Origin of the sequence: Escherichia sp. MOD1-EC5495, from assembly GCF_002965965.1 — a bacterium.
Taxonomy (GTDB): Bacteria; Pseudomonadota; Gammaproteobacteria; order Enterobacterales; family Enterobacteriaceae; genus Escherichia; species Escherichia ruysiae.
This window is the reverse complement of sequence record NZ_PTRI01000004.1, coordinates 17,748-31,158: the sequence shown is the minus strand read 5'-3', so window position 1 is coordinate 31,158 and position 13,411 is coordinate 17,748. Positions and strand designations below refer to the sequence as shown.

Sequence of the window (13,411 nt, the reverse complement as noted above, 5' to 3'; positions counted from 1 at the left end):
AATGAAAAATTGTGTCATCGTCAGTGCGGTACGTACTGCCATCGGTAGTTTTAATGGTTCACTCGCCTCCACCAGCGCCATCGACCTGGGGGCAACAGTAATTCAGGCCGCCATTGAACGCGCAAAACTCGATTCACAACACGTCGATGAAGTGATTATGGGTAACGTATTGCAGGCCGGGCTGGGGCAAAATCCGGCTCGTCAGGCACTGCTAAAAAGCGGACTGGCAGAAACGGTGTGCGGATTTACGGTCAACAAAGTATGTGGTTCGGGTCTGAAAAGCGTGGCGCTTGCCGCCCAGGCAATTCAGGCTGGTCAGGCACAGAGCATCGTAGCGGGTGGAATGGAGAACATGAGTTTAGCGCCCTATTTACTCGATGCAAAAGCACGCTCTGGTTATCGTCTTGGAGACGGGCAGGTTTATGACGTAATCCTGCGCGATGGCCTGATGTGCGCTACCCACGGTTATCATATGGGTATTACCGCCGAGAACGTGGCCAAAGAGTACAGAATTACCCGTGAAATGCAGGATGAACTGGCGCTACATTCACAGCGTAAAGCGGCAGCAGCCATTGAGTCCGGTGCTTTTACCGCCGAAATCGTCCCGGTAAATGTTGTCACACGGAAGAAAAACATCGTCTTCGATCGCGATGAGTTCCCGAAGGTAGATTCTACTGCAGAAGCTCTGGCTGCATTGCGTCCGGCCTTCGACAAAGCCGGAACGGTCACCGCTGGGAACGCGTCTGGCATTAACGACGGGGCTGCCGCACTGGTGATTATGGAAGAATCGGCGGCGCTGGCGGCAGGCCTTAAACCACTGGCGCGCATTAAAAGCTATGCCAGCGGCGGCGTGCCCCCCGCATTGATGGGTATGGGGCCAGTACCTGCCACACAAAAAGCATTACAACTGGCGGGGCTGCAACTGGCAGACATTGATCTCATCGAAGCCAATGAAGCATTTGCTGCGCAGTTCCTTGCCGTTGGGAAAACTCTGGGCTTTGATCCTGAGAAAGTGAATGTCAACGGCGGAGCCATCGCGCTGGGGCATCCTATCGGCGCCAGCGGTGCACGTATTCTGGTCACGCTATTACATGCAATGCAGGCACGAGATAAAACGCTGGGTCTGGCAACGCTGTGCATTGGTGGCGGTCAGGGAATTGCGATGGTGATTGAACGGTTGAATTAACGAACAAAAACGCCCGATAGCGAAAGTCATCGGGCGTTTTCTTAAACATCGACAGTGAAAGTAACCTCATTAATTACCAGTCAAAACTTTTCACCAGCGTCAGTTCGCCAGCATTACGCATCGGGACAACAAAGGTTTCCTGTTTCTCATTGACCGATCCTTCATCGGTGATCAGCGTCAGTTGAGCAGTCGTCAACTCCGTTTCGCTGCGTCCGCCATAATAGTTGATATACACCTGATAGCGCCCGTGAATCGGCGCTGGCATGGCGAAAATCTCTGGACCGTACCCCGTCGTGACATCCATATCCAGTGCACCACTGTTTTTCAGCACCGTGTTACCGTACCAGGCGTGTTCGCCATCAGGCGTAACGACATGGAGATCGAGATCGGTATTATCCGTATCCCACGAGAGAACCAGCCGTAAACGCGCACGAATCGTTCCTGTACCCGGCGTTGAGTAAAACTGCATTTTTTGTCGGCTTTGCCCATCCGGGCTGATGACCTGCACGCTGTTGCTGCCTTCGGTGAAAATATAAGGGCGCGCAAATGAACCATCGGATTCAATTCTCTGCGGCATACTGGCGCCGTTGACCACCAGTCGCCCCTGTTGGACTTTGCCCGCCGCCGCATAATTTTTGATTTTGCCACGGATCTGCGCTGAGATATTTTGATCATCGGCCATATTGACGGACGATGCGGGGTAATTAATCGATTGTGAAAAATTGGCATCTTCACCCTCCGCCGGATGCCAGCCTGAGAGCGGCGCATCAATCTCGACTTCCTGCACACCTTCGCCGTGAGCAACAGGCGAAAGCGCCACCAGTAACAACGGAAGAAAAATCTTTCGCATAGCATTAGTCCATTAATAATTGTCGGGTCAGCGTTTCGATATACGTCTCATCCAGCCCGGTGGGATAGCCATCAAAGGCCAGATGCAGATACTCGTGGGTTAAATCAAGCCGATCCTGAAGCGTAAAGAAATTACGAATAAACAGCCGCTTCTGCTGCCGATCGGTATAGGGGAAACCTGAGACTAAACGGCAGACCGCAAACACGTCTGGTTCGTTGTACCCCGTCTCGCCTTGTAATATACGCCGCCACTGCGGCATTTTTTTCGCCAGCCAGGCTTTCGCTTTGGGTAATAACTGGCAGGAAGAGCGTGGCGCTCCCCAGCGGCTAAGGCTGTTGTCGGGATAAGCAAACGCGAGTATCTGGTCGTAACGCTCTCCCTGCCCCGCCTGGGCGGTGGCTTGCCGCCAGGAGAGCGTACCTTCGGTAGCGCGACTGCCGTGATAATGAACTGGATCGCCCGCATAGATGAGATCCTGCGTCCAGGCGGTCATTGTCCGCGCCCCCGTGGTGGCTGGCGAAGCAGAAACACGCTGCGTGGCGCTGCTGTCGGGGATGGTCAGGCAATCACCTTCCCGATTGGCGTTTTGCTGTAAAAAAGTGCGAATCGCCACGGTCATGGCTTTCGCAGCCTCTGGAGGCGTGCTTTTCGCCTCGCGATCCAGAACTCTGGCAACGTACTCTTCACGATCGATATGCGACTGTAATTTCAGTTTGCCCTTTTCGCTCAGTAATGACGTCTCTCCGTGGCTGACAAACGTAATGTGGTTACCATTGGCAAACGTCACACGATAGCGCCCATTGAGCACGCCAGGTTTTACTGCTGTCGCACTCTTTTCCGCAGTGATTTTCTTCAGCGGATAGCGAGCAAACAGATCAACCTGCACACATTGCCCACTGGCAACTTGCGTCGGTACAGGTAAAACCTGATTCAGCGCCGTCGCATAACGGGTCAGTACCGTTTTGCTGGTGCCGCTGCCAGTAACCCACAGCGGTGTACCATCGGTTAACCAGCCGGCAAAGCCCCCCTGACGGATTTCCTGCTTATCATCGGCAAACCAGCTCCAGGTTTTCACTCGTACCCGACTACCGAGCATGGACGCGACACCGATTTTCGCATCGTCCAGCACCACATCCAGTAAGATTTCCTGAGCTTTGTTTTGCGCGGGTAACGTCGCTAATGAATCAAGTAGCGATTTAACCGTTACCGAGGTTTCTGGCTTCAGCGTAGATAGAGACGCTAACCACGCTGGTGCCTGACGCTGTTGCCAGTATTGCCGCCATGCATCCGCGCCAATATGCAGCCGTTGCGGCGCAAAATAGAGTCCGCAGGAACGTACCAGTGCGGTATCACGCGTTATGCTCTCCCCTGCCTGACAACAATAAACCTCTTCCGGGGAGTTGCCGCGACACTGGTAGGGCTGCTCCGGTTGATGGGTATCCTCCAGCCAGGCGTAAACATACAGTTTCCACAAACTCCCTAACGGCGTGGTGAGCGAGTCAGGTAATGTCGAGGCTTTGGTCACGCCTGATGACGACAGCTGATACAGTTGATCGTGCTGCGCACCACGCAGTGCCAGTTGTAACGGCGTCTCCTCCGCAAGCGTTGGCAGAGAAACCAACGCCAATAGCCAGACGATTCTGCGCCAGTTCACTTATTTCACCTGCATCCCGGTCCATTCGCTCCCTGCCGCAACGCTTTGCTGTGCAGGTGCATAGGAACGCACATAACGAGCAGGCGGCAGAACGAATTGCCCTTTTTGCGAGAAGCGCAGCAAATGGCGGAAAGTGACCGTTCCCGTCAGTTCTTTCACCGGCACCATATAGGCCAGCTCGCCCATTTCATTTCGCGCTTTTTCCAGCAATTGCCCCTGCTGTTTCGCGGCGTTGGGTTTATTGACCGAAATGCCCCACGTTGTGCGTTCAACATCGGCTCCCGGCGGCAGCGGTACTTCTACCTGACCGTAGCGCAGAGATGCATCCTGCTCGTTGGTAAGCGTTACCTCATCAAGGTACAGGGCGTCGCTGTCGATCTCATTACCGGTCACCGGCTGCAGAGTAAAGTTCATCTCTTCTTCACCAGGGATAAGCCGATACAACTGGCGTTCAACGGTCACCGGAATGTTACTTTGTTGAGCCGCTTTTGCCGGTTCACGCCAGCGGGCCTGTACGTTTTGCGGCGATAATTCGTCACCAAAAGAGAGAATGTCCGGCACGCCCTGACCAACCCAACGCCAGTATTCGCCCCCTCCGGTTAACTTATGCTTGGCCCATGCGCCCGCAGGCGCAGGCAACACAACCGAAGGCATCGTCGCCATATATTTCGCCAGCCAGTTCATGGCCAGTGCGCGTTCAATAGTGGATTGCTCAGCAGTCAAACCACTTAAAATGGCGGCCGCCTGGGTGGTGTCGCCACCGCTATTGAGCAGCACAACCGTGTGCGCCAGCGGCTGGTTGCTGTTCGCTGCCTTATCCCACGCATATTGCTGAACCAGTGGCATCACAGTGGACTTCAACTGCGCTTTTTTCAGCAACGTCATGGTTAAGACGTTTGCCACCGCATCTGCCAGTGGAGATTCCGGTGTATCGAGGATCAGGCTGTTATTGATATCGCTGGTGTCTTCCTCAGAGAAATCTTCAGTTTTAGTTCCGCGCCGGGCGATAGCTTCATCCAACCCTTTCAACAACGTTTTGCACGGCAGATTCATCTCCTGCGCCCACGCCAGCACCAGCGCCCGATGCAGTAACGGCATGTTATCCGCCTGCTCCGCGTAGCTGTCGAGCATATGCTGCCAGTATTCCGGTTGTTGCGTTACGCCAAGCGCCTGGCTGGCCTGCCAGTCGGCATACCATGCCCATGCCGTCAGGAACGCATCGCCATTGCCATCTTCACCCCACCAGGTAAAGCGCGCGCCTGGCCCCGCCAGTTGCATCAGCCGCAGACGGTTATCCTGTATCATCTGACGAATGTCGTTAGCGGCGGCACTTTGATGATCGGCAAGCGAACGCCAGGCGAGACTTAACGGGATCAGACGGCTACCGGTGTTGATCACGCCCCCCCACGGTTCATCAACTAACGCGTCGAGGTTATTGCGGAAAATCTCCTGCGGCGTTTCACTACTTTGTATCCGGATATTGCTCGCCTGCTCGGGCAACATCAGAGCGTTATCACCACCGCCGAGCATGACGTTTTTCTGCTGTTCAACGGGCCAGGTGTTATCCACAAAAGACAGCCTGGTGCTAATGCTGTCCTGCACTTGCCCATTTTGTTGCAGCTCTGCGCTTAACAAGCCAGATTGCTGAATGTTCTGCCCCAGCGAAATATAGTTCGCCCCTTTGTGCAGCGTCAGCGTCTGACGCATCTCAGCGCCCGCAAATTTACTCACCAGTTCCACAGGTTCGTTATCCTGCTGACTGAAGATAAACAGCCCTGCTGCCGGTTTGTCGCCCACGCGATACACCGTTGGCATACTCCACTTCATGTAGATATTTTTTTCCGAACGCAGATAAGCACGCCCCTGCCCGACCAGCCCGTCGCCGTTCATCCCACGCGCGGTGATACGCCAGCGGGTTAACGAATCAGGCATCAGGAACGTGAAATACGCTTTGCCTTGTTTATCGGTTGTAAGTGACGGCATCCATACCGCAGTATCCACCTCTTCGCGTCGTGGACGTTCCAGCATTTTTACTCGCCGCTCGCTGCGGTTAGTCGCGCCAGGCGCAACCGGCTCGCTGGAGAGCGCCTGGTCGTAGCTGATAAATGACAAGCTGGAACTGGTGCGCACATTGTTACGCCCCAGCGGATAGAAAAATTTGCCGATATTCGGCGCGATTTCCGGTTGCAGTGCGTAGATCATTTCATCGACCACGCCAACCGTTAGCTGCGCGGAAACCGGTTTACCCTTCAGCAAAGAGGTTAATTCAACATTGACCAGTTCACCTGGCTGGTAATGGGTTTTGTCCGTTTTCACCCGAATATCCAGCTGGGGAACGGCAACTTTGATCCCGGCGTTCTGAAAACTGAACTGACCGTTACGGGTATACAGCACCGAAAAAGTGATGTTAGGCGCAAAGGAATTGCTCACCGGTACGCGGGCTTCATACTGGGTATCGTTTAAACGTTGTAGCGTTAGCCAGTTTGCCGGATGCGATAGCAGCGACTGCTGTTCCACGCGATCGCGTTCCAGCGTCAATAACGCTTCATCGATTGGCTCCGGGAAGGTAATCAGCATCTTCGCGGTTTCGCCTGGCTGGTACAGCGTTTTATCCGCCACGATATCTACCGTACCAGTATGCGCCGTGCTGCCCTTACCGCTGACGGCATGGCTTAACCCGGCGAGAATTAAGCCGTCTTTATCGCGTAACGTCAGGTTGTAGTTGCCAGGTTTATCGAAATTGACGGTAAAGGATTTGCCGCCAGACGGTAGATCTCCGCTATGGCTCGTGCGGTCTTCGAGACGCAACCATTCATACGTAACAGGAACCTGTTTTGAAGCTTCCAGCGCGGCATAACGGAAAACAACCGGCTCGCCGCTATTACTGTATTGCGCGGCGGTGCTTAGAGAGTAATGCGCAAGACCGCGTTCAATGAGGATCTCTTTGGTGGTGGTGACACGATATGCCGCGCCATCGCTGGCGGAAACGGTTAACAAATAGCGGCTCGGTTTATCGGCAGCGGGAAGGTTTAATGCTACATTGCCTTTATCGTCCGAAACAGCATCGCTACCTTCCAGCGACACCGGGAAACGTCCGGCATAACGCAAATCGTTACCAACCATCGAAAGTTGCTGAGCGCGCAAACTTAACTGCACGCGGGCATCTTTTACCGGTTCGCCATCCGGATAGAGCAGTTGCAGTTTGCCGCTGACCGCTTCGCCAGTTTTGAAATCTTTTTTATCGAGAGCTAAACCAATCTCGAAATGTGGCTTGATATAGTTGGCAACGCGAAAACTACTGCTGTAGACCTGATTGCGGTAAGCCAGGCGTAACTCATAACCTCCGGCAACGGCATTTTCTGGCAGGCGGAAACTCCCCTGCCCGCCATTGCGCGCATCCAGCGTGACATTGACGGTTTGCAACAGGCTGCCGTTGGCGTCCAGCACCGAGAGTTTTGCCGGGGCGCTGACGATGGGCGATGAATGCATCGGGTCGTGGAACTCGCGCCCCATCACTTTAACATCAACACGGTCGCCTGCCCGATACAGCGGGCGGTCGGTAAAGATATACAAGCGGGTGTTGTAGATTTCGCTTTCGTAGAAGAAGTTCTCGGAGACAAAAACGCCGCCTTCAGCATCTTTACCCAGAATGTATGAACGTTCCGGCGATATATGTTGTAACTGCAAGGTGCCACTATCATCAGTCACACCACGTGTCATCACGCCAAGACCGTCAGTCCACAGAATTTCCGAACCAGGTTTAGCTTCACCCCGTTTTTTGCCAGCGGTCCACACCAGAAGCTCGTTGCCCGATACTTTACTCAGCGCCACGGTATCGGAAACAAATACCACCGTTGTCGCCCGATACCCACCTACCATCGCCTCGACAAGGTACAGTCCCGGCTCTTGTTTGCCGAGAGGAATATAGATGTTGCCCGGCTGCGGCGAGATGAAATTGCTGGATGCGCCTTCCAGTTTTACCCCTTGCTGCGGCGCGACCGGTTTTGCCTGCCATAGCGGATAACGGAATTGATCCACCAGCGGGTATTTTTTCAGCGGTGAAAACTGAGTGTTTTGCACGTAACGGGAAGGTTTAATGATGGCATTGCCGAGCTGTAATTCGGGTAACGCCTGAGTCACATTCTGCCGTGACTGATAAGAAAAAGTACGCTGCATCACGCGACGAGATTTGCCGTACCAGTTATCCCACAGCCAGGTCAGCGTATTGTTCAGCCCGTCGCCCAGATATTGCGGTTGCACCACAATGCGATGCAGGTTTTTCTGCTGGCGCAAAAATGCCATCGGGTCAGGAATACGATACAGGCGAATGTCCACACCGCCGTACTCTTCCATCTCATAACGCCGATAATCACGCCCTGGCGCTTCCAGCCGCACTTTCGCCTCTTCATTGCTGCTAAAACTGCTGTCAGCGAGCAAAAAGAACGTTCCCCCGGCGGGCGGCGCATAGTTACTGGAAGGAAGCGAATCATCAGCATTAGCAATTCCCGTCCCCACAAGAGACAGGCACAGACAGGCCGCTATCGCGCCAGAAAATTTAAACGATAAATGCCAATGAAATTGGGATTGGAATCGTTGGGTATCCATCGGGTGTCCTTCCATGTCATAAGTTGTTGCAGACTGACTGCGCGCATTCCGTTGTCAGTTTTCGTGGCGCTTCCGGTGTGGTAAATGATGTAACGCCCCATCCAGACCATTAAGTGCTGAGCATCGCCCTGATCGAAAAAAACCATATCGCCAGGCAGCGCCTGGTTTATGTCCTGGCCAATAAAACGGCTGTTGTACTGAATCAAATTAATTGCGGTCACATAGGGGCCTGTTTTCCCATTCCCCTGGTTCCAGTTTTGTGCCAGTTGACGCTGTTCAGGTGTTAGCGTCATTTCAGGCGGCAAATACTGATTCGATAAACCGTTACTTTTTAGCCATTTGCTGTCGTGAACTTTCAGCGCCTCGTTCGCCGCAAAGCGCACCAGGCCCGCACAATCCTGCTGATACCAGCGTGGACTTGGCCCCTGACGGAGTTGTTCCTGAGCAACACGCACAAACCAGGCACGAAACAGCCCCGACTGTTCGACATTCAGCATTTCACCCTGAGCGCAAAAACAACACAGCCAGCAGATCAGCGCCAGAAGTCCGCGCCTCATAACGGCTGCCAGTTGACAGGTAGCCACTGCCAGGCGACGCCCGGTTTCATCTGATCCAGTTTCATCACATAACGCGGTTGTTGAGATAGAGCGTCCAGTTTCGGCATTAATAAAGTTTGCGCTGCGTTATAAAAAACCGGTTCGAGATTCTTCGGCAGACTGGTCAGCGTTTCGTTACGCAGCAGTTTCGCCACACCTTGTGGATTGATATAGACCGGAACGATGCCGTCATTGGGTATCACATCCACCATTGCCGGGCGGGTTTTATTCAGTGTTTGCAGCGCGTTATTAACCAGCGTGTCATCGAGGGAGAAAAGCAGCGTTTTGTTTTGCATCGCCAGCGACACGCGGAAAAAATAATCCGACATTAATTGATCTGGTTGCACCGCCTGCGCTTTCGGATACTGACCATATCGGGAACTCACTTCGCGACGCCAGATTTGCGCTTCGCCCTGCTGTGTCTGGGTTACCGGCAATATACCTTCTGGCGCTTTGCTTTCGTGCGCACCAATATTTTGCGTAAACAGTTTCCCTGGCAGTTGCGCCTGTTCGGCTGAGCCATCAAACTGACCAACAAATAGCGGGGTTTGCAATTTTGAGTCTTCGTACCAGCACATCCCGGCAGCACCGTCTAACGCTCCATTCAGCTTGATGTTTTCCTGGCTGATGTGCGCAAGCATCTCTTCGGCAATACCGTGCGAATACGGCACCGCCACACAGAAGCTGGCTCCGGCAGGCATACTGTTCCACACGGGCGTGAAATCGAAACTGGCATCTACGCTTGCAGATTCATCATTTAACGCCAGAAAGCTATGCCAGCCGTCGTTGCCCATTTCGAAGCGCACGCCAGCAAAAGAAGGCATTAATCGCTGGTAGCCAAAACCCAGCAAATTTGCGCTGACCACGATGCGCTGGCGTACTGGCGTTTTTTCGGCAGTACGCTCTTTCAGGCCAAAGCTGGCTTGCCAGCGTTTTTTACCGCTCAACAAATCACTTGCGATCGCTGTGGCTTCGGTATCCTGCTGGTCATCTTTAAACAGCATATCCGTGCTGGAAAACACCAACATCTTGTCCTGATAAGTCGCAAACATCAGGGCGTTATTGCCGTTATAGCGCAACTGATAAACAGGAATGGTTTCGTTATTTAGCTTGATGCTACTGATTTCCGTCTTGCTTAACTGGCTATCGCTGGTGGCAGCAAACAGTAATGGCTCCAGCAATTTGCTTAAGCCGCTGCGCTGGATCAGCACCATATAATGTGAAAGATGGCCTTGTTTATCGTGCCATAACGCCGCCTGCGCAGGCTGGTCTAATAACGAGGAAAATAACTTATCTTTCAGCGTGAGATCGTGCTCATAGACAATGCGGCGAATGCTGCCTTCAATGCCCAGACGGTCGGCATGGTTCTGATAATAAAAAACGAAATCTTCGCTCAGGACATCATGAAGAAAAGGAATGGTAAGGAGATCTTTGGGAAGCTGGCTTAGAGAGTCACTGTCGAGAAAGAGGTCCGGCTCATTGAGATCGATTTGCAGATTGTTGTGCACCACCAGCGGCGACAACGTTTTTTCTGGCTCATTGCCAGCATATTGCAATGCCCAGACGCCAGCGGAAAGCAGTGCTATTGCACCAAAACCTACAAGGCCATAAAACCGCCAGTCTTTCGCCTTTTTTTCACCACTCATTGCCACATTCCTTGTGTAAAGCCAGCCATTTTTTATGGGCGATGCACAACTTTATCGCGCCCTAATACGACAAAAGCCCAGACTTTACAGCCTGGACTTTTCAATTCAAAAAAGGGAGATGGCTCCCTTTTGGCATGAAGAAATGAAATTATTCTTCTTCTGGCTCATCGTCAACGTCCACTTCCGGAGCGATTTCATCGTCCCCTTCCGCAGCACTGCCGTCGATGGTATCCAGATCTTCCTCGTCAACCGGTTCAGCAACACGTTGCAGACCCACTACGTTTTCATCTTCCGCAGTACGGATGAGGATCACGCCCTGGGTATTACGACCCACGATGCTGATTTCCGAAACGCGAGTACGTACCAGCGTACCGGCATCGGTGATCATCATGATCTGGTCGCAGTCATCTACCTGCACCGCGCCAACAACTAAACCGTTACGTTCGGTAACCTTGATGGAGATAACCCCTTTCGTCGCACGCGACTTGGTTGGGTATTCCGCCACTGCGGTACGTTTACCATAACCGTTCTGCGTTGCGGTGAGGATTGCGCCATCGCCACGAGGCACGATCAGAGACACGACTTTATCGCCTTCGCCTAAACGAATACCGCGAACACCCGTGGTGTTGCAGCCCATCGCACGGACAGAAGACTCTTTAAAGCGCACCACTTTACCTTCGGCGGAGAACAACATCACTTCGTCTTCACCACTGGTCAGGTCAACGCCGATCAGCTCATCGCCTTCAACCAGTTTGATCGCCACTTTACCGGCGGTACGCAAACGGTTGAATTCGGTGAGGACGGTTTTCTTCACAGTACCGTTAGCGGTGGCCATGAAGACTTTCACGCCTTCTTCAAACTCGGTCACTGGCAGGATCGCGGTGATACGCTCGTCCTGCTCCAGCGGCAGCAGGTTGACGATCGGACGACCACGTGCACCACGAGAGGCTTCCGGCAACTGATAGACTTTCATCGAATAGACACGGCCACGGCTGGAGAAACACAGGATATGGTCGTGAGTGTTCGCCACCAGCAGTCGGTCGATAAAGTCTTCTTCTTTAATACGTGCGGCAGATTTACCTTTCCCGCCACGACGCTGCGCCTCGTATTCAGAAAGCGGCTGATACTTCACGTAACCCTGGTGAGAGAGCGTCACGACCACATCTTCCTGGGTGATCAGATCTTCCAGGTTGATGTCTGCGCTGTTAGCGGTGATTTCAGTACGACGTTTGTCACCGAACTGTTCACGAACCAGTTCCAGCTCTTCGCGGATCACTTCCATCAGACGATCGGCGCTACCAAGGATACGCAACAGTTCCGCGATCTGATCCAGCAGCTCTTTGTATTCGTCGAGCAGTTTTTCGTGCTCAAGGCCGGTCAGTTTCTGCAGACGCAGATCCAGAATCGCCTGAGCTTGCTGTTCGGTCAGGTAGTACAGACCGTCACGCACGCCGAACTCTGGCTCCAGCCATTCCGGACGCGCAGCATCGTCACCAGCACGTTCCAGCATCGCGGCAACGTTGCCCAGCTGCCACGGATTAGCAACCAGCGCGGTTTTCGCTTCTGCAGGCGTCGGCGCATGACGGATCAGTTCGATGATCGGGTCGATGTTCGCCAGTGCTACGGCTAATGCTTCAAGGATATGAGCACGGTCGCGGGCTTTACGCAGTTCGAAAATGGTACGACGAGTCACCACTTCGCGGCGATGACGGACAAACGCAGCGATGATGTCTTTCAGGTTCATGATCTTCGGCTGACCATGGTGCAATGCCACCATGTTGATACCGAAAGAAACCTGCAACTGGGTCTGGGAGTAGAGGTTGTTGAGCACAACTTCACCGACCGCATCGCGTTTCACTTCAATCACGATGCGCATACCGTCTTTGTCAGACTCGTCACGCAGCGCGCTGATGCCTTCCACGCGTTTTTCTTTTACCAGTTCCGCAATCTTCTCGATCAGGCGCGCTTTGTTCACCTGATACGGAATTTCGTGGACGATAATAGTTTCACGCCCGGTTTTGGCGTCAACTTCCACTTCTGCACGGGCGCGGATATACACCTTGCCACGACCGGTACGGTAAGCTTCTTCGATACCACGACGACCGTTGATGATTGCCGCCGTCGGGAAGTCCGGCCCCGGGATGTGTTCCATCAGCCCTTCAATGCTGATGTCTTCATCATCAATATACGCCAGACAACCATTAATGACTTCCGTCAGGTTGTGTGGCGGGATGTTGGTTGCCATACCTACGGCGATACCGGAAGAACCGTTCACCAGCAGGTTAGGAATTTTGGTCGGCATGACGTCCGGAATTTTTTCCGTGCCGTCATAGTTATCAACAAAATCGACCGTCTCTTTTTCGAGATCGGCCATCAGTTCATGGGCAATTTTCGCCAGACGGATTTCCGTATAACGCATTGCCGCCGCAGAGTCGCCGTCGATGGAACCGAAGTTACCCTGACCGTCTACCAGCATGTAACGCAGCGAGAATGGCTGCGCCATACGGACGATCGTGTCATAAACCGCCGAGTCACCATGGGGATGGTATTTACCGATTACGTCACCAACGACACGGGCAGATTTTTTATAGGCTTTGTTCCAGTCATTGCCTAGTACGTTCATGGCGTAAAGTACGCGACGGTGTACCGGCTTCAGGCCATCTCGGACATCTGGCAGCGCACGGCCAACAATGACCGACATCGCATAATCCAGATAGGAGCTTTTCAGCTCTTCCTCAATGTTGACCGGTGTAATTTCTCTCGCAAGGTCGCTCATCTAACCGCTATCCCTCTACTGTATCCCGGATTCAAAGGTCGCAAATTATAACACAGCCGCGCAGATTGAGGTAAACCTATACGCTTTATTCACCTGCA

Annotated in this window: 7 protein-coding genes; 1 reads left to right on the top strand and 6 read right to left on the bottom strand. The window is 53.2% G+C overall.

The genetic code is table 11. The annotated features are described in order from the left end of the window. Position 1 precedes the first annotated feature (1 nt). Positions 2-1,186 (top strand): acetyl-CoA acetyltransferase, encoded by a 1,185-nt coding sequence (atoB, locus tag BEG40_RS04460; protein ID WP_000786560.1) that lies wholly within the window; start codon positions 2-4, stop codon positions 1,184-1,186. A gap of 73 nt (positions 1,187-1,259) precedes the next feature. On the opposite strand, the gene BEG40_RS04455 is transcribed toward atoB, so the two are convergent. From BEG40_RS04455 to gyrA, 6 genes are all read right to left on the bottom strand, one after another. Next, on the bottom strand, positions 1,260-2,036 hold the full coding sequence (locus BEG40_RS04455; protein ID WP_016158657.1) for a YfaP family protein: 777 nt from the start codon (positions 2,034-2,036) through the stop codon (positions 1,260-1,262). Between the two features lie 4 nt (positions 2,037-2,040). Beyond that, entirely contained in the window at positions 2,041-3,690 is a 1,650-nt protein-coding gene (locus BEG40_RS04450) for a YfaQ family protein (RefSeq protein ID WP_105284959.1), read from the bottom strand. Next, the gene (locus BEG40_RS04445; RefSeq protein WP_198600203.1) at positions 3,691-8,205 is read right to left on the bottom strand and encodes an alpha-2-macroglobulin family protein; all 4,515 of its coding nucleotides are present in this window, start codon (positions 8,203-8,205) and stop codon (positions 3,691-3,693) included. Positions 8,206-8,228: 23 nt separating this feature from the next. Continuing rightward, a complete protein-coding gene (locus BEG40_RS04440) occupies positions 8,229-8,852 on the bottom strand; it encodes a DUF1175 domain-containing protein (RefSeq protein WP_010353017.1) in 624 nt (207 codons plus the stop codon). Then, the gene (locus BEG40_RS04435) at positions 8,849-10,537 is read right to left on the bottom strand and encodes a DUF2138 domain-containing protein (RefSeq protein ID WP_105284957.1); all 1,689 of its coding nucleotides are present in this window, start codon (positions 10,535-10,537) and stop codon (positions 8,849-8,851) included. Before BEG40_RS04435 ends, BEG40_RS04440 begins: the two co-directional genes overlap by 4 nt. Positions 10,538-10,685: 148 nt before the next feature. Continuing rightward, positions 10,686-13,313 (bottom strand): DNA topoisomerase (ATP-hydrolyzing) subunit A, encoded by a 2,628-nt coding sequence (gyrA, locus tag BEG40_RS04430; RefSeq protein ID WP_001281237.1) that lies wholly within the window; start codon positions 13,311-13,313, stop codon positions 10,686-10,688. Between the last annotated feature and the right edge of the window lie 98 nt (positions 13,314-13,411).